At 66.0% G+C, this 17,376-nt stretch carries 18 protein-coding genes; 8 read left to right on the top strand and 10 right to left on the bottom strand.

Going from position 1 to position 17,376, the window contains the following annotated elements; all coding sequences use genetic code 11:
• Positions 1-23: 23 nt before the first annotated feature.
• Positions 24-1,397: a cell envelope integrity protein CreD gene (gene creD, locus AAA989_RS13770; protein ID WP_338244513.1), complete on the bottom strand. Its 1,374-nt coding sequence runs from the start codon at positions 1,395-1,397 to the stop codon at positions 24-26.
• Between the two features lie 131 nt (positions 1,398-1,528).
• On the opposite strand from creD, the gene AAA989_RS13765 reads away from it, so the two are divergent.
• On the top strand, positions 1,529-2,170 hold the full coding sequence (locus tag AAA989_RS13765) for a peptidylprolyl isomerase (RefSeq protein WP_338244511.1): 642 nt from the start codon (positions 1,529-1,531) through the stop codon (positions 2,168-2,170).
• Between the two features lie 18 nt (positions 2,171-2,188).
• Here the strand turns inward: AAA989_RS13765 and AAA989_RS13760 are convergent, their stop codons facing one another.
• From AAA989_RS13760 to sdhC, 5 genes are read right to left on the bottom strand one after another with little or no spacing between them, the layout of a single operon-like run.
• The gene (locus tag AAA989_RS13760; protein WP_338244509.1) at positions 2,189-3,535 is read right to left on the bottom strand and encodes a M20/M25/M40 family metallo-hydrolase; all 1,347 of its coding nucleotides are present in this window, start codon (positions 3,533-3,535) and stop codon (positions 2,189-2,191) included.
• Positions 3,536-3,577: 42 nt separating this feature from the next.
• The gene (locus AAA989_RS13755; protein WP_338244507.1) at positions 3,578-4,429 is read right to left on the bottom strand and encodes a glycoside hydrolase; all 852 of its coding nucleotides are present in this window, start codon (positions 4,427-4,429) and stop codon (positions 3,578-3,580) included.
• A 7-nt stretch (positions 4,430-4,436) separates the two neighbouring features.
• Positions 4,437-6,269, bottom strand: a complete 1,833-nt coding sequence (sdhA, locus tag AAA989_RS13750; protein ID WP_338244505.1) for a succinate dehydrogenase flavoprotein subunit — start codon at positions 6,267-6,269, stop codon at positions 4,437-4,439.
• Positions 6,269-6,658: a succinate dehydrogenase, hydrophobic membrane anchor protein gene (sdhD, locus tag AAA989_RS13745; RefSeq protein WP_338244503.1), complete on the bottom strand. Its 390-nt coding sequence runs from the start codon at positions 6,656-6,658 to the stop codon at positions 6,269-6,271. The genes sdhA and sdhD overlap by 1 nt, the downstream gene beginning before the upstream one ends.
• Positions 6,659-6,670: 12 nt before the next feature.
• The gene (gene sdhC / locus AAA989_RS13740; protein WP_338244501.1) at positions 6,671-7,051 is read right to left on the bottom strand and encodes a succinate dehydrogenase, cytochrome b556 subunit; all 381 of its coding nucleotides are present in this window, start codon (positions 7,049-7,051) and stop codon (positions 6,671-6,673) included.
• Positions 7,052-7,218: 167 nt separating this feature from the next.
• On the opposite strand from sdhC, the gene AAA989_RS13735 reads away from it, so the two are divergent.
• The 7 genes from AAA989_RS13735 (at position 7,219) to AAA989_RS13705 (ending at position 12,664) form a co-directional block, all read left to right on the top strand.
• Complete coding sequence (locus tag AAA989_RS13735) at positions 7,219-7,929, top strand: SDR family NAD(P)-dependent oxidoreductase (RefSeq protein WP_338244499.1); 711 nt, start codon at positions 7,219-7,221, stop codon at positions 7,927-7,929.
• Positions 7,919-8,854 carry an MBL fold metallo-hydrolase gene (locus tag AAA989_RS13730; RefSeq protein ID WP_338244497.1) on the top strand — a complete coding sequence of 312 codons (936 nt, stop codon included), beginning with the start codon at positions 7,919-7,921 and terminating at the stop codon, positions 8,852-8,854. Before AAA989_RS13735 ends, AAA989_RS13730 begins: the two co-directional genes overlap by 11 nt.
• Positions 8,851-9,756 (top strand): 50S ribosomal protein L11 methyltransferase, encoded by a 906-nt coding sequence (locus tag AAA989_RS13725; RefSeq protein WP_338244495.1) that lies wholly within the window; start codon positions 8,851-8,853, stop codon positions 9,754-9,756. Before AAA989_RS13730 ends, AAA989_RS13725 begins: the two co-directional genes overlap by 4 nt.
• Positions 9,729-10,457, top strand: a complete 729-nt coding sequence (locus AAA989_RS13720) for a DUF2459 domain-containing protein (protein WP_338244493.1) — start codon at positions 9,729-9,731, stop codon at positions 10,455-10,457. Before AAA989_RS13725 ends, AAA989_RS13720 begins: the two co-directional genes overlap by 28 nt.
• 115 nt (positions 10,458-10,572) lie before the next feature.
• The gene (locus AAA989_RS13715) at positions 10,573-10,905 is read left to right on the top strand and encodes a PilZ domain-containing protein (protein ID WP_338244491.1); all 333 of its coding nucleotides are present in this window, start codon (positions 10,573-10,575) and stop codon (positions 10,903-10,905) included.
• Between the two features lie 76 nt (positions 10,906-10,981).
• The gene (locus tag AAA989_RS13710; protein WP_338244489.1) at positions 10,982-11,653 is read left to right on the top strand and encodes an SDR family oxidoreductase; all 672 of its coding nucleotides are present in this window, start codon (positions 10,982-10,984) and stop codon (positions 11,651-11,653) included.
• 72 nt (positions 11,654-11,725) lie between these two features.
• Complete coding sequence (locus AAA989_RS13705; RefSeq protein ID WP_338244487.1) at positions 11,726-12,664, top strand: hypothetical protein; 939 nt, start codon at positions 11,726-11,728, stop codon at positions 12,662-12,664.
• Here AAA989_RS13705 and ligA read toward each other — a convergent pair.
• The 4 genes from ligA to recN are packed head-to-tail and all read right to left on the bottom strand — an operon-like array spanning position 12,661 to position 17,286.
• Complete coding sequence (ligA, locus tag AAA989_RS13700) at positions 12,661-14,775, bottom strand: NAD-dependent DNA ligase LigA (protein ID WP_338244485.1); 2,115 nt, start codon at positions 14,773-14,775, stop codon at positions 12,661-12,663. The two genes, AAA989_RS13705 and ligA, sit on opposite strands and share 4 nt — an antisense overlap.
• A complete protein-coding gene (locus AAA989_RS13695) occupies positions 14,736-15,233 on the bottom strand; it encodes a hypothetical protein (protein WP_338244483.1) in 498 nt (165 codons plus the stop codon). The genes ligA and AAA989_RS13695 overlap by 40 nt, the downstream gene beginning before the upstream one ends.
• Entirely contained in the window at positions 15,230-15,619 is a 390-nt protein-coding gene (locus tag AAA989_RS13690) for a hypothetical protein (RefSeq protein WP_338244481.1), read from the bottom strand. Before AAA989_RS13690 ends, AAA989_RS13695 begins: the two co-directional genes overlap by 4 nt.
• Positions 15,619-17,286 carry a DNA repair protein RecN gene (gene recN / locus AAA989_RS13685; RefSeq protein WP_338244480.1) on the bottom strand — a complete coding sequence of 556 codons (1,668 nt, stop codon included), beginning with the start codon at positions 17,284-17,286 and terminating at the stop codon, positions 15,619-15,621. The genes AAA989_RS13690 and recN overlap by 1 nt, the downstream gene beginning before the upstream one ends.
• Positions 17,287-17,376: the final 90 nt, after the last annotated feature.

The raw sequence follows: 17,376 nt of genomic DNA, 5'->3' as shown, positions 1-17,376 counted from the left end.
CCTCGCCCCCGTTCGCCTTGGCGTCAGGCGTAAGCGCCCTCGCCCTTACCCTCGCTGCGACCCACGGCGGACCAGTCCAACTTGCGCGTGGCGAACATGATACCTGCCAGGGCTGCGAACAGCAGCAGCGATCCGATCACCAGCGAGTAGGTTTCCTCGTTCAGCAGCACGTAGAGTACCGTGTAGAGCGCGGCGAGCATCGCCCCGATGAACCCCGCCCGCTTCCACGTCCCCAGGATCGCGGCGCTGTAGGCGGTCAGCAGGCCGATGATCGCCGTCGCCGCCACAAGATAGGCGAGCGCGAAGCCGATCACCTCGGCAAAGGCCAGCAGCATCACGAAGAACAGCACCAGCCCCGCGCCAGTCAGCAAATACTCCGCCGCAGCAACGCGTGCGCCGCCGACCACGTCGAACATCAGAAGCGCGGCAAAGGTGAACCCGATGAAGAGAAAGCCGTATTTCACCGCGCGGTCCACCTGGCTGTAGAGATCGACCGGCTCGACAAGGCCGATCGATGCCGCCTGCACCGTCTCCACATCGGCATCGGCGTCGCTTGCAGGCCGGTCGCCCACGGACAGCAATCCGTGCCCCAGTGCGAGGTTGGTGATGCCGGGATAGACGGCGGTGAAACCCTGCGCGCCGGTTTCAGTCTGCGAGGGTTCGGGCAAATAGCCTCCGGTAAAGCTGGGATGAGGCCAGGGTGACGTTACGCGCCATTCGGTCTCGCCCCCGCGCGGGATCAGCGAAAGCGAGCGCGTGCCTCGCAGGCCATAGCTCCAGCGCACCTGCAACGCACCCTCCCCGTCCCAACGGGAAAGGGCAGCGGAGAAACCCGATCCGCCGGTGGCCGAGGGACCATTGCCGGGCCTGAGGTCGAGCGCCTCCCCGCCTGCGGTGACACTGGCCCCATCGGAGAGGCCGCGCGTGTCGGAAATGCCGAAACGCAGTTCGGCCTCGTCGAACAGCAACGTGTCGCGGGCAATTCCGAGACTGTCCAGCTCGCTCGTCAGCGCAAAGCGGGCGGTGCCTTCCAGCGCGCCCGAATAGACCACGCTCTGGTAGATCGCGTAACCCTTGCGATCTGGGTCGAGCCGGGTCTCGACAGACTGGGATTGCGGAGAAACGAACAGTTCGCGCCGCACCTGCCGTCGCCGCTCGGTCGCCACGCCATCGACCGTCTCTGCCTCCACCACCTCATCGCGGAAGGGGATCACCAGCACGGGCCCGGTAACGGTCTGCGAGCCGCCCCAGCCGCGCGTGATATGCGCCTGCGCCTGCTGCGACTGGTTTTCCCGGTCGTAGACCAGCGCGTAGACCATCAGCAGCGGCACGATCAGCACACCGGCAACCAATCCTGCCAGCATCAGTTTCGAGCCGGGGCTTCGTTCACGTCTCATCGTTCGGTCCTCCTGTTTTCTGCGATGAACCGTGCATTGAGAGCGACGAACTGAATATCGAGTGAACTCGCGCGCGCACGCGAGGTGCATGTTCATTGCTGCGCCAACCCCGTCGTTGCAGGATGGGAGGCATGCTGAAACGATTCGCCTTCCTGCTCGCCCTCGCCGCTTCTCCCCTTGCCGCGCAGGAAGCCAGCGAGCTCCCTGCCCAGCGCGAGTACGCGACCACCGACGTGGTGCTGGAAACCACCATGGGCGACATCGTCATCGCCCTGGAAACCGAGCGCGCACCTGTCACGGCGGCGAATTTCCTGCGCTACGTGGAAGAGGACCGTTTCGACGGCACGGTGTTCTACCGCGCCATGCCGCTCGACTGGGGCGAGCAACCCAATGGCCTGATACAGGGCGGCACGCAGTGGGATCCCGAGAGGGTGCTGCCGGGCATCGAGCACGAGCCGACCAGCGAGACGGGCCTCAGCCACACGCGCGGGGCGCTGTCGATGGCGATGGGCGAGCCGGGCACGGCCAACGGCGACTTCTCGATCATGCTGGGCGATCAGACCGGGCTCGACGCCGATCCCGATTCAGAAGACCCCACGCGTCGCGCAGGCTACGCCGTGTTCGGCTACGTGACCGAGGGGATGGACGTGGTCGAAGCCATCCACGCCCAGCCGACCGACCCGGAAAAGGGCGAAGGCTGGATGAAGGGCCAGATGCTTGCAGAGCCGGTGGAGATCGTGGAAGCGCGGGTCCACGAACCCGCTGCCGAGTAGTCCGGCACGAGACTGCCATCAATCCGGCAGGACAATCCTTTGTGTCCTGGGGTTCTCTCCCAGCCTGCTCATCAGGATCGCCGCGCGCTGGGCCTGGCGGGTGAAGCTGCGCAGGTCCACGCTCTCGCCCTCGGCATGGCTGCCCGTTCCGTCCGGCCCCATGCCTGCCAGGCCGTGCGCATAGGGCGCGACGAAGCTGATATCGGCGGCCCCGCGACGTGCGGGCGGAAACACGCCCATCTCGTCCAGCCCCATGTCGGCGTTGATCGCATTCAGGGCCGTGAGCAGGGCAGTGTTGCCTTCGCTGGGCGACATCGGCGGGTAGCGGAAGGAGAATTCGATCTGCGCATCGGTGCCGGGCAGGTTCTGCTCGACGATGGCCTCCATCGCAGCGACGGTGCGGTCGGTCTGCTCCTGGGTCAGCGTGCGCAGGTCTCCGCGGGCCACGGCGCTGTCGGCGATGATGTTGGTCTTGCCGATAGCTGAGGCGGAAAGATTGTCTTCCCCCAGTTCCGCAGGCGTTCCGCCGGCCATGAAGCCAACGTTGTAGGTGAGGTTTTCCTCCGGCAGCTCCACGCGGAAGGCATCGAGGATGCGCGCCATCTCATAGATCGCCCCGTAGCCCGCGCTATCGGAGAATATGCCCGAGGAATGGCCGGTGCGGCCCGTCGTGGTTAGCGTCCAGCTGTTGGAGGAGCGGCGGGCCACCACGCCCATGTCCCTGCCATCGACGACGGACAGGCCTTCGAACCCCAGCGCTACGTCGGCCCATTGCCCCGCTTCCACCAGGTCGGCGCGCGCCTGGTCGATGGGGTTGCCGACGTCTTCCTCGTCCCCCGTCAGGGCGACGACGATATTGGCGCCATGGAGGGTTCCCGCCGCCTGCATCGCGCGCAGGGCGGACAGGATCACGACGATGCCGCCCTTGTCGTCCACGACACCGGGACCGGTGGCGGTATCGCCGTCCCTGACGAATTGCTGGAATGGCGAATCCGGCTCGAACACGGTGTCGATATGGCCGATCAGCAGGATCCTGGGCGCGTCCGAATCGCCTTCCATTCTGGCGAAGAGATGTCCCGCCCGGTCAACGTGGTCCTGCGCGATCCACTCGACATCGAAACCGAGCGCCTCGAATTCGGGCGTCAGCATCTGCCCGACTTCGCGCACGCCCTCGTGGTTGTGGGTGCCGGAATTGACGTTGGTAATCGCTTCCAGCAGCGCGACGTCCTGCGCGAAGCCTTCCTCGACCGTCTCGATGATGGTCTGCTCGGCCGGCGAAAGCTGGGCCGCGGCGGGGGTGGCAATGGAAACGGCGAGTACGGGGGCGAAGGCGGCAAGCGAGCCGCGACGAAAGAGTTCTGTCATGCCTGCGAGGCTAGTGCGGCGACCCGTCAGCGGCAAGCGCGCTCAGCATTCCTCGGCGGTGTTTTCCGGGATGGGCCCATCGGGCACGCGCGCCGGGTGGAGATGGAACGGATCCGATGCCAGCCGGTGCGATGCGGGATAGACCTGCGCCAGCGCCGCGTAGAGCGCCGGATCGTAGGCGGCCAGGTCCTGATGACCAAGGATCTGCCGCCCGTTCACGACAACCAGCTTGTTGGAATCGAACCAGAACTGCGCCCCCTCCGCCCAGTATTCGTGCAGCGTGGTGATCGCGTATTCGTTGTGCCAGCGGCCCTCCTCCTGCGCATCGGCATAGGCCTGCTCGATCTGCCCGTAGAGCGCCGGATCGGCCGCCTCTATCGCGTAGAGGATGGCGTGGGCGAATTCGTGCACCAGGATCGTCTCGCCGTAATAGCGGCTTTCGCGAAGGCCCAGCACGTCCTCTTCCGCCGCGACCGTCCGCTGCCCGCCGATCCCGCGCACTCGTGCATCCCAGTACTGGCGGTCGGTCAAGCTGCCGATACGCTCTGCGTAATGCAGCCGTTCGCACCGTGTCAGGCGCGGATCATCGGGATCGGGCTTCGCCCAGCTGGCAAACTCCGGCAGGTCGAGAAGTGCCTCGTCCCGCGCCATGATGGCGACGCGAAAGTCCTGCCGAACGAGCTCGGCAGCAAGGTCGGGCCGGGACGAAAGCATTCCGCGCACCATGTCGCGCGCGGCCAGCAGCGCCTCGTCCTCCACGCGCGGCGAAGAACGGATCGCAAGACCGGCGGCCTCCACCTGCCTGGTATAGAAACCATCACCCTCGATGCGTTCGATGGGCGTGGCGCAGGCGGCCAGCGAGATCAGCGCAAGCGCGACACTCGCCCGCCTCATGCCTGCATCAGTAAACGCGCTTCTTCGGCTCGATATAGGTCGCATCGTCGGTCAGCGTGTATTCGTGGACCGGGCGATAGTCGATCTTCACCTCGCCGCCATTGCCGCCCCAGCCTTCGAACCAGGCCGCGGTGTGCTTCATCCAGTTGGCATCGTCACGCTCGGGATAGTCCTCGTGCGCGTGGGCGCCGCGGCTTTCCTTGCGGTTCTCGGCGCTGGACATGGTGACGACGGCCTGGGCCATCAGGTTGTCCAGTTCCAGCGTCTCGATCAGGTCGGAATTCCAGATCAGCGAGCGGTCGTGCACCTTGATGTCCTGCATCCGCTTGTTGGTTTCAGCCAGCGACTTGACGCCGGCAGCCATCAGTTCGCTGTCGCGGAACACGGCAGCGTGCTTCTGCATGGTCTGCTGCATTTCCTTGCGCACGGCGGCGGTGGGGCTTCCACCATCGGCGTGGCGGAAGTGATCCAGGCGGCCCAGTGCGAAGTCCGCGCTGTCGCCGGGCAGTTCGTCGTGGCTCTGGCCGGGCTTGATGAGCTCCGCCAGGCGGAAGCCGATCGCACGGCCGAACACCACGAGGTCGATCAGCGAGTTGGAGCCGAGGCGGTTGGCCCCGTGCACCGAGACGCAGCCCGCCTCGCCCGCGGCAAACAGGCCCGGAACCACGGTGTCGGGATTGCCGTCCGGCCCGATGGTCACGACTTCGCCGTGATAGTTCGTGGGAATGCCGCCCATGTTGTAGTGGACGGTGGGGGTGACGGGCAGCGGCTGCCGCGTCAGGTCCACGCCCGCGAAGATCTTGCCGCTTTCGGTGATGCCGGGCAGGCGCTCTGCCAGCACCTTGGGATCGATGTGATCGAGGTGCAGGTAGATGTGATCCGCATCGGGGCCGACGCCGCGCCCTTCGCGCATTTCCAGCGCCATGGAGCGCGAGACGACGTCGCGGCTGGCGAGGTCCTTGGCCGAAGGGGCATAGCGTTCCATGAACCGCTCGCCCTCGCTGTTCGTCAGGTAGCCGCCCTCGCCGCGTGCGCCCTCGGTAATCAGCACGCCCGCGCCGTAGATGCCGGTGGGGTGGAACTGCACGAATTCCATGTCCTGCAGCGGAAGGCCCGCGCGCAGCACCATGCCGCCGCCGTCGCCGGTGCAGGTATGGGCACTGGTGGCGGTGAAGTAGCAACGGCCATAGCCGCCGGTCGCCAGCACCACGCCGTGGCTGCGGAAGCGGTGGATCGTGCCGTCGTCCAGGCACATGGCGATCACGCCGACGCAGACGCCGTCCTTCATGATCAGGTCGATGGCGAAGTATTCGATGTAGAAATCGGCGCTGTACTTCAGGCTCTGCTGGTAGAGCGCGTGCAGCATGGCGTGGCCGGTACGGTCCGCCGCGGCGCAGGTGCGCTGCACCGGCGGGCCTTCGCCCATGTTCTGCATGTGTCCGCCGAACGGGCGCTGGTAGATCGTTCCGTCCTCGTTGCGGCTGAACGGCACGCCGGCGTGCTCCAGCTCGTACACCGCCTGCGGCGCTTCGCGGGCCAGGTACTCGATGGCGTCCTGGTCGCCCAGCCAGTCGGCACCCTTCACGGTATCGTACATGTGCCACGACCAGTGGTCGGGCGTGTTGTTACCCAGCGAGGCGGCAATGCCGCCCTGCGCCGCCACGGTGTGGCTGCGGGTGGGGAAAACCTTGGAGATATTGGCGGTCTTCAGACCGGCTTCGGCGGCACCCATCGTGGCGCGAAGGCCGGAACCGCCGGCGCCCACGACCACGACATCATAGGTGTGGTCGATGATCGGGTAGGCGCGGCCACCGATTTCGAAAGTCTCTTTGCGGGCCATCAGGCGGCTCCTGTCGAGAAGGCGAGGCTGGCGATGCTGAAGAGGCCGTACGCGGCCCCTGCAAAGCTGGCGATGTTGAGCACGAGGATGGCGGCGAACTTGCTGCCGGCTTCGTGGACGTAGTCCTCGATCAACACTTGCAGACCCAGCCGCGCGTGCCAGAAGGTGGAGATCACCAGCAGCGCCACCATGAAGGCGGGCAGCGGAGAGGACAGCCATTCGGACACTCCGGCGTGGGAATAGTCGCCCATCAGCGCCAGCGAGATGCCGAGGAACAGCACCGTCACCAGGTTGCCGACGGCGGTGAAGCGCTGCATCAGCCAGTGATGCGCGCCCTCGTGGGAAGAGCCAAGGCCGCGCACGCGGCCGATCGATGTTCCGTTACCCATATCCGATATGTCCTAGCGAAGCAGGATGAAGGCCCAGAAGGCCACGGTCAGCACCACGCCCGACGCCATGGAGACGACCGAGAAGGTGCGATTCAAGTCGATCTCGTAACCCGCGCCGAGATCCAGCACGAAGTGGCGCAGGCCAGAGCTCATGTGATTGAAAAAGGCCCAGGTCAGCCCGATCAGCACCGCCATGCCATACCAGCTGGAGGCGTGGCCTAGGAACGTCTCGTAGGCATCCGGCCCCGCGGCCAGTGAGCCCAGCCACCACAGCAGTACGCCCAGCCCGACAAGGGCCATCCCGTCGCCGGTGACGCGGTGGAGGATGGATACCGCCATGTGCGGTCCCCATTTCCAGATTGACAGGTGCGGTGATAGCGGGCGGTTGGCCATGGTAAGTTCCGTCGCGAGAGTGTGAGCCTCAAGGCGTGCCCTCCCTCTAGCGATTGTGGCGCGCGTTACAAGCGGGCCTTCGGGCAGGTATGCCCGTTTTCCCGCAGGATGCCGATGAAATCCCGCGGACTTCCCCACTGCGCGCGCGCTCGCTATGAGCGGAAGCCATGACCAATATTCTCGTCACCGGCAGCAGCAGGGGCATCGGGCAGGCGATTGCCGATCAGCTGGCAGAACGCGGTTGCAACGTCATGGGCCATGCCACGCGTGCAATCGACACCCGCACCATAGCGGCCGACTTCGCCGATCCCCCCGCCCCGCAGATGCTGTGGCAGGAAGCTCTCGACCGCCTCGACGGCCGGATCGACGTGCTGGTGAACAATGCCGGCCTGTTCGAGCAGATCCCGCTGCACGCCAGCGACATCGAATGGCTGGATCGCTGGGAAGACACCCTGCGCATCAACCTGACCGCCGCCGCTCAGCTCAGCCGCTTTGCCGTGCGGCACTGGCAGGATCGCGGTTGCGGCGGGCGCATCGTCCATATCGCCAGCCGCGCCGCCTATCGCGGCGATTCTCCCGGCCACTGGCACTATGCCGCCGCGAAGGGCGGCATGGTGGCCATGCACAAGACCATCGCGCGCGCCTATGCCGGCGAAGGCATCCTGTCCTTTGCCATAACGCCCGGTTTCACCGACACCTCGATGGCGGGCGACTACCTGGAAAGCCGTGGCGGCCCCGGCCTGCTGGCCGACATTCCGCTGGGCCGCGTGGCAGAGCCGGAGGAAATCGCCGATATCGCCGTGTTCTGTTCGCTCGACGCACCGCCCAGCATGACCGGCGCCGTGATCGACGCCAATGGAGCCAGCTTTGTCCGCTAGGCGAGCCTTGCTCGCGGCAATCCTGCCGCTGTCGATGGCGGCATGCGTGGCTCCGCAACCGCCCGTGCCCGCGGCCAGTGCCTCGGTGCTGGATGCCGCGCGCGCCGGTGCTCCTGCCGCATCCGAATGGGCGCAGGCCTGCACCGACTGGGACGACTGGGACAAGCGCGCCCGGCCTTTCCACGTCTATGGCGACACCTACCACGTCGGCACCTGCGGCATTTCCGCCGTCCTGGTGGCCGGGGCAGATGGCCACGTGCTGATCGACAGCGGCACGCGCGACGGGGCCCGCGTCGTACTCAGCAATATCCGCACGCTGGGCTTCCAGCCGGAAAACCTGCGCGCGGTGCTGACCAGCCACGAGCACTTCGACCACGTCGGCGGGCTGTGGTGGATCCATCAGAACAGCGGCGCCAGGGTGTTCACCTCTCCGGAGGCGCTCGAAGTCATCGAGAGCGGGGAAGCCGACCCCGCCGATCCGCAGTACGGCATGCACGAGGCGATGCGCCCGATCGCGCGCAGCCTGGTCAGCGCGGTGGAACCGGGCGAAGTTATGACCATCGCCGGACACGATTTCCTGCCGGTCGCGACACCAGGCCACACGCCGGGCGCGCTGACATGGCAGTGGGAAAGCTGCGAAGGCGGCACCTGCAAGACCATCGTCTATGCCGACAGCCTTTCCGCCGTCAGCCGCGATGACTACCGGTTTTCCGACCATCCGGCCTACGTGCAGGCCTATCGCGACGGCCTTTCCCGGCTTGCCGCGCTGGGTTGCGACATCCTGCTCACGCCCCACCCCTCGGCCAGCGGCATGCGCGACAAGCTGCTGGCGGGCGACTGGGAGAGCGGCATGGGCTGTGCCCAGTATGCCGCGGACAGGCTGCAACTGCTGGAGGCCCGGCTGGCGCAAGAGGCCGCATCGTGAGCTGGAAACTCTCCACCGTCGCCACCAAGCAGGCGGTGGAAACCGCGCTCGAGCGGCGCGATGCGACCATCGGCTGGGACGAGAGCATCGTGCTTGCCGGGTTCGAGGTCGATCCAGAGGAACCGATGATCTGGCGGCTTGATGCCTACACCAACGGCAAGCCCACGGACGTTGAACGCGCCGCGCTGCACGCGCTCTTCGACGATCCCGACCAGCCGATCCTGGCCGAGAAGCTGCCCGATACCGACTGGGTGGCGGAAAGCCAGAAGGGCGTCGATCCCATCCTCGCCGGTCGCTTCCGGGTTCGCACGCCCGATCACGCCGCGCTGGGCGACAAGCGGCTGACCGAATTCGTCATCCCGGCGGCGCAGGCCTTCGGCACCGGGCAGCATGCCACGACAGCGGGCTGCCTGAGCATGCTCGACCAGATGCATGCCCAGGGTCTGCACCCTCGGCGTGTCGCCGACATCGGCACCGGCACCGGTTTGCTGGCCTTTGCCGCGATCGACCTGTGGCCAGGCGCCTATGCCACCGCCAGCGACATAGACCCGATCTGCGGCCCCGCGGTGGTCCATAATTGCCAGCTCAATTCCATCCCGCTGGGTACGGGGCGCGGACAACTGGCCATGTTGATCGCCGACGGCATGGACGATCCGGCCCTGCAGGCGCGCGCACCCTACGACCTGCTGATCGCCAATATCCTGGCCGGCCCCCTGATCGACATGGCCGGCGACTTCGCGGACGTCGTCGCCCCGCGCGGGAGCATCCTGCTGGCGGGACTGCTGGAACGGCAGGAAAGCGGAGTGCGCGCCGCCTACCTCCGCGCGGGCTTTCGCCTGCATCGCCGCATCCTGAATGGTGAGTGGAGCATCCTGTGGCTGCGTCACCGCTACACCGGATAAGGCGCCCGCTCCTGCGCGCCTCGCTGGTTCTTGCCGGCGTGCTGGCCCTGATTGTCCTGGGCTACCCACTTGCTGGCTGGATCGGCAGTTCGATACCCGAGAACGCATCGAGCGCGAATGCCCGCGAAGCCGAGCGTTCGGTCGAGATCATGGTCGAGACGAACGGCACCCACACCGGCATCGTCGTCCCTGTCCTCACCGCGGCCAAGGACTGGCGCGAAACCTTTCCCAGCGCCGCCATGCCCGATGCCTATGGGCGCGTTCCGACCCATCTTTCGATCGGGTGGGGAGAGCGCGAAGTGTTCCTCCACGTGCCGACCTGGGGAGATCTGCGGGTGGAAACGGCGCTGCGCATCGCCACGGTGGGTGGCGATGCGCTGATGCGGGTGAGCCACTACGTGCGCCCCCTGCCCGGCAAGCACCATCGCCCGGTGCGCCTGTCATCGGCACAGTACGAAAGGCTGGTCGCCGCGATAGAGCGTCCGCTGCCGCCGGTCCCGCCCGGAAACACGCGCGAAATCCTCAGGGGCACCTATGTCGACGACGCCTACTACGAGGCGGCAGGCAGCTACACCATGATCAACAACTGCAACACATGGGTGGGTGATGCGCTGGCAGAGGCCGGCATCGAAATGGGCATGTGGACCCCCTTCGCCGGCGGCGTGATGAAATGGATTCCGACGCCCCAGGCCACGCCCTAGAACTGCGCCATGGTAAACACGGCGTTTACGACAGACGTTCATCACCATTGTCGCCCGTGCGAGGTGGTTATAGGGTTATCGTCGATCGTCAAATTGCTGGGGTCTGGTTCGACAGATGGCAAATCGTAATGCTGAACGTCACGACATTTCCATTCAGGGCACCCTGCGCACGGGGAACGGAAAGCGCGAAGTAACCATCGTCGACCTGTCGGATCGCGGCTGCCGCCTGTTCGACAGGATGGGCTACCTTTCGCCGGATCTGGCCGTGACGATCAGGATTGGCCCGGTCGGCCCGATAGAGGCGACCGTGCGCTGGCAGGAACAGCCCTATGCGGGGCTGCTCTTCGTCAATCCGCTCTATCCTGCCGTGCTCGATCACATCCGCACCCATTTCGACCTGCGCGACCTTGGCCGCGGGGAGATCGACGCTCCGAATACGGACGGCTGACCCGCGCCGGCGCGGAACATACCGGCCATCCCGTCACTTCCTCTTGCGAACACGCAATCCTGCCAAGAGGAATCCCATGACCAAGACACTGCTCATCACCGGCGCATCGACGGGTATCGGCGAAGCGACGGCGCGCGCCGCGGCGAGTGCCGGCTGGAACGTCGCCTTGATCGCCCGCTCCCAGGACAAGCTGGAAGCGCTGGCGAACGAAATCGGGGACGCCGCCCTCGCCCTTCCCTGCGACGCGACGGACCGCGATGCTCTGAACAAGGCCGTGGAAAAGGCGGTAGAGCAATTCGGCGGGCTCGACGCCGTCTTCGCCAATGCCGGCAAGGGCGTCGACAACCCCGGCGTGGAGAAAGGCAAGCCGGAGGAATGGCGCGGCATGGTCGATCTCAACATCATGGCCGTGCTCTACACCGCGCACGCCACGCTGCCGCACCTGCGCAAGACGAAGGGCATGTTCGTCGTCACGGGCTCCAAGGCGGGCCGCGAGCATTTCCAGGGTTCGATCTACAGCGCCACCAAGTGGTTCGTGCAGGGGTTCGCCGGCAACCTGGCGGAAGAGATGCGCGAATGGGGCGGGCGCTGCACCGTCATCACGCCGGGCATGGTGGACACGCCCTTCTTCGACGAGGGCAAGCCCACGAAGCTGCAGTCCCAGGACATCGCCGACGCAGTGATCTTCGCGCTGCAGCAGCGCGATACATCGTGCGTGCGCGAAATTCATCTGATGCCGAACGACTAGACGGCGCTTCGAAGGCGCATTGCTGCACTGCACAATCTAGGGTATCCTCGCGTAGGAAACGCGGAGGTACCGATGCTCGAATCCACCCGTTCGCTTTTCGCAGCGCAAACCGCCCGGTCGTTCCTGCCCATGGCGGTCGATGCGAGCGTCGCCAAAGATCCGGCTCGTGCAGCGCTCCTCGAAAACTTCCGCCGCCGCAATGCCCTGCTGGATGCGCTGTTCTACGACATCGGCAAGATATCGCAGGACGAGGCACGGTCCATCGCGCCGCATCTCGCGCGCGAAGGGGCGATACTGGTGGTGCCTCCCAGCGGCGAAGGCGAGCTCGTTCTGTGCCCCACTCTCGAGGATTACCTCGCGCACGGCCGTGAAGTGGAGACGATCGCGGTGGCGGGCGTGGGCAGCTCCGCTCTGGGCACGGCGGCCTTTGCCCGTAACGTGGCCGATGCCACCGGTGGTCCGGTGGCGGGAGTTGTTTCGGGTTATGGCCTCGCCGACCTGCTGACCGAGGCGATGGGCGGCTTCTTCTGGTTCGGCGCGCTCAATTCGCTGCGCCACGGCTTCGAGATGCTGGACGAGATGGGACGAGAGGCAATGGTCGGCACCGAGTCGACCGGAGGCACGCTCGTCGATGCCGTTCGCCAGAGCCGCGATACCCGCACCCTCGTCGCCCTGCTTTCCCATCCGGATTTCCGCTTCAGGCTGCTGACCGGACATTCCAAGGGCAACCTGGTGCTGTCAGAAGCTCTCTACGAGATGCAGAAGCACGCGCCGGGCGACCTGGCGAGCGTTGCCACCGGCGGCCGGATCGCCACGGTCAGCGCGCTGATCCGCATGCCTTCCGCCTTTACCGACGTCGTCGACATTTTCGGCGCGTGGGACTGGTTCGGCGGCATGAATTCGCGCGGCGGCATCAAGGCAGACATGCTGGTGGCCAACGCCTGGCATCACACCAATACCGAATTGCCCGCTCACCTGGACGTGACGGCGGCGCTGCGCAGCGCGCTCTAGCCTGCGGCCGCGACGATTTCGGCCCAGCCCGCCTCGTCGATCACCTCGATACCCAGTTCCTCGGCCTTCTTCAGCTTGGAGCCCGCGCCGGGCCCTGCCACCAGCAGATCCGTCTTGGCGCTGACCGACCCGGAGGCCTTTGCCCCCAGCCGTTCGGCCTGGGCCTTGGCTTCGTCGCGGCTCATGGTTTCCAGCTTGCCGGTGAAGACCACGGTCTTGCCGGCCACCGGGCTGTCCACGCTTTCCACTTCGTAACGCGGCGGCGAGACCTCGGAGAGCAGGTCGTCCCAGACTTCCCGGTTGTGCTCTTCGTGGAAGAAATCGCCCAGCGCCTCCACCACGGCGCTGCCGATACCGTCGATGCTGGTCAGCGATGCCGCTGCATCCTCGTCACCCGCGCGCGCCTTTTCGGCGGCCTCGCGCAATGCGGGGAGATCGTGAAAATACTTCATCAGGTCGCGCGCCGTCACGGCGCCGACGTGACGGATGCCCAGCCCGAACAGCAGCCGCGCGGCATCGGGCTGCCGCCGCGCCTCGATGCTGGCGAGGAGGTTCTCGACCGACTTTTCCTTCCATCCCTCAAGCGCCAGGATATCGGCCTCGCGATCCTTCAGCCGGAAGATGTCGGCGGGACCGTTGTCCAGCCAGCCGTGCTCCATGAATTCGACGATCGTGCGCTCGCCCATGCCGTCGATATCCAGTGCCGCGCGGCTGACGAAGTGCTTGAGCCTTTCGAGCTGCTGCGCCTTGCAGATGAGGCCGCCGGTGCAGCGCACGTCGACCTCGCCTTCCTCGCTCACCGCTTCGCTGGCGCAGACCGGACAGTGATCGGGAAATTCGAAGGCGGGGCGCTCCTCTTCGCGGGTGAGGTTCTCCACCACCTGGGGGATCACGTCACCGGCGCGCTGGATCACCACCCGGTCGCCCGGACGTACACCCAGCCGCTGGATCTCGTCGCGGTTGTGCAGGGTGACATTGGTCACCGTCACTCCGCCCACCAGCACCGGGGTGAGGCGACCGACAGGCGTCAGCTTGCCGGTCCGGCCCACCTGGATGTCGATGCTCTCCAGCGTCGTCTCGGCCTGCTCGGCGGGAAACTTGTGCGCCAGGGCCCAGCGCGGAGCCTTGGCGACAAAGCCCAGCCGCTTCTGCCAGTCGAGCCGGTCGACCTTGTAGACCACGCCGTCGATCTCGTACGGCAGCGCGGCGCGGCCTTCGGAAATGCTGCGATAATGCCGCAGCATATCCTTCACATCCTTGCACAATTTGAGATCGGGCGAGATCGGCAGACCCCACTCCGCGATGCGCTGCATCACCTCGTGCTGGGTGTCGCCCGGCACCTCGCTTGCAGCGCCCCAGCCGTGCGCCCAGAACCGCAGCGGCCGCCTTGCCGTGACCTCGGCATCCTTCTGGCGCAGAGAACCGGCGGCGGCATTGCGCGGATTGGCGAACAGCTTTCCGCCTGCTTTCTCCTGCGCAGCATTGAGCGCGGCAAAGTCCTCTTTCGCCATGTAAACTTCGCCGCGCACCTCGAACACGTCGGGCACATCGTCGCCGGAAAGCGTCTGCGGAATATCGGCGATATGGCGGACGTTGGGCGTCACGTTCTCGCCCACCTGACCATCCCCGCGCGTTGCGGCGAGCACCAGTTCGCCCTCCTCGTAGCGCAGAGAGCAGGACAGCCCGTCGATCTTGTCTTCGGCGGTGAAGTCGACCGCCTCGTCCTCGTCCAGCGACAGGAAGCGGCGCACGCGGGCGACGAAATCCTCCACCTCCTCGTCCGAAAAGGCGTTGTCGAGGCTCATCATGCGAACCTCGTGCGTCACCTTGGAGAGGGGAGAGGCGCTGATTTCGTGCCCCACCACCCTGCTGGGAGAATCCTCGCGGACGAGATGTGGGAATTGCTCCTCGAGTTCGGCGTTGCGGCGGACCAGCGCATCGTATTCCGCGTCGGAGATCTCCGGATCATCCTCTGCGTGATAGAGCCGGTTGTGCTTCGCAATCTGCTTCGCCAGCCGCATCAGTTCGTTGGCGGCCTCTGCTTCGGTAATGTCTGCGCTCACTGGACTTTTCACTCGGCGATGAGCCTCGGGTCGCGGGTAAACTCCCATTTGTCGCCGTTCCACTCTCCGCGATAGAGGTAGCTCATCGAATTGGCGCCGTTGGAGCGGTAGCCGCCCCAGGCCGAGCAGCTTTCTTCACTGGCACAGGTAAAGTTGTGCAGCGTGAATACCAGCGCGGGCTGGTCCGTCTCGGTATCGCGCCAGCCATTGGCCGTACGCGAACAGCGCGACATCGGGGCCAGTTGCGGGAAACGCGCGATGAGCGCGGTTTCGTCAGCCGGCGGCAGTGCCTCTTCCTCGCGCCCGTCGTGCCAGCTCGCACAAACGGTCGGCGGATTGGTGATATCGGAGGCGAAGTAGCCCGCCAGCACGTGCTCGATCATGGCAAGGCGCGGCGCATCGAGACGCTGGGCCAGCGGCGGCAGCGGACCGGGCGTGGAGGCGACTTCAGGCTGCACCGTGCAGGCCGCAAGGCCGAGCAGAGCCGCTGCTGCGAACAATTTCATTGTGCAGTCCTTCCTTCAGGTACCGTTTGATCGACCGACTCATCCCGGTCCGGAATGTAGGCCGGTGATGGCGGAGCCGCCAACCAGAAGATGGCCGTCGCAATAATCGGGATGACGATCATCCATACGACCCATGGCACCACGCGCCATGCCGCACCTCGAATAATCTCGACGGCGTTGGCAAAGCCGAGCCCCAGCGGGATGGCGTAAGCTCCGAATACGATCCAGCCGGTCAGGGTCACGGTCCCTGCGAAAATGAAGAAGCCATAGATCGCGATCAGCAAGAAAATGGCCAGCCCGGAGATCGTGACAAGCAGCGTTCCGATCAGCAGGCTGATCGCCTGCGCCGGCCTCGATCCGACTGCCCCTTCCGGCACCCGGTCCATCACACGCCTTCCAGCAACCTGTCCGCCTGCGCGCGGGCCTCCTCGGTGATTTCCGCTCCCGAGAGCATCCGGGCGATTTCTTCCTGACGACCGCCCTCGTCCAGCAAGGCGACGGAGGTTTTCGTCACCGTGCCCTCGCTCGACTTGGCGATCATGTAATGCGTGCGCCCGCGCGCGGCGACCTGCGGGCTGTGGGTTACGGCGAGCAACTGACCGCCCTCCCCGGCAAGCCGCGCCAGCCGTTCGCCGATGGCACTCGCGACCGCGCCGCCCACGCCGCGGTCGATCTCGTCGAAGATCACCGTGGCGGCCCCGCCCTGCTCCGCCAGCGCGACCTTCAGCGCGAGGATGAAACGCGAGAGTTCCCCGCCCGAGGCGATCTTGTTGAGCGGCGCGAAGTCGGCACCCGGATTGGTGGCGATCAGGAACTCCACCGCGTCCATCCCCTGCGGGCCCCACCTTTCCTCCGGCTGTTCCGTCACCGCCGTCCTGAACCGGGCGGCATCGAGCTTGAGCGGAGCGAGTTCGGCAGCCACCGCCTCGTCGAGTTGCGAGGCAGCCGCCACCCGATTGGCATGCAGCGCCTCGGCCCGCGCGCGGTACACTTCGTGCGCTGCGCGTTCGGCCTTTTCCAGATCGGCGAGGTCGGCATCGCCCTGTTCGATGGCATCTAGGCTGGCGCGCAGGGTTCGCATCACTTCCGGCAGGTCGTCGACCTGGCACGAATGCTTGCGCGCGAAGGCGCGCAGTTCGAACAGGCGCGTCTCGATCCGGTCCAGCTCGAGCGGATCGTGCTGCATCGCCTCGGCGGCGGCCTGCAGCTTCTGCTCCGCCTCGCCCGCCTCGATCACCGCTCTGTCCAGCGCGCCAAGCGCTTCCGCCAGCAGGGGATGTTCCTCGGCAATGCGATCCAGCTTGCGCGCGGCGACGCGCAGCGATGCTAGCGGCGAATCCGATCCGTCCCAGACCTGTCGCAGGTCTTCCAGGTCGCCCGCCAGCTTCTCGCCTTTCTGCATGTCGGCGCGGGTATTGGCGAGGTTCTCCTCCTCGCCTTCCTGCGGTTCGATGTTCGTCAGTTCGGAAAGATGGGCCAGGAGCAGGTCCTGGTCGGCCTTTGCCTGCTCGATGCTCTCGTGCGCCTCGTCCAGTTTCCCGCTCGCCTCGCGCCAGGCCTCCCACGCCTTCGTCACGCCGGCAACGTCTGCACCCGCGTAGCGGTCGAGCAGGGCGCGGTGACCGCGCGGGTTCACGAGACCGCGATCGTCGTGCTGGCCGTGCAGTTCCACCAGCGAACCCGCCAGCGTGCGCAGCAGAGCGACGCCCACCGGCTGATCGTTAACGAAAGCCTTCGAACCGCCATCGGCCTTCAGCCGGCGGCGCACGATCAGCGGCTCGCCCGGCTCTATCTCCACTTCGGCTTCGTTCAGGGCCTCTCGCAGCGGCTGCGGCAGGTCGGCAAACTCGAAGCTGGCGGTCACGCTCGCCTGCTCCTCCCCTGCGCGGACCAGCGCGGTATCGGCGCGATTGCCCAGCACCAGACCCAGGGCATCCAGCAGGATGGACTTGCCCGCGCCCGTCTCGCCGGTCAGGACGCCGAGGCCCGGCCCGAAGGCAAGGTCCAGCGCCTCGATCAGCACGATATTCCGGATAGAAAGCGCGGTGAGCATAAGCGCTAGGGCTTTACGGCTCAGGCTGTCGCAGCGCAACGATTGCCCGTCGCTAATAGGTGGAGTGTTAGATTTTCTTAACCAATGTGT

Origin of the sequence: Aurantiacibacter hainanensis (genome assembly GCF_036321025.1) — a bacterium.
Taxonomy (GTDB): domain Bacteria; phylum Pseudomonadota; class Alphaproteobacteria; order Sphingomonadales; family Sphingomonadaceae; genus Alteraurantiacibacter; species Alteraurantiacibacter hainanensis.
The sequence above is the reverse complement of the archived record's forward strand: the minus strand, read 5'-3'. Positions and strand labels throughout refer to the sequence as shown.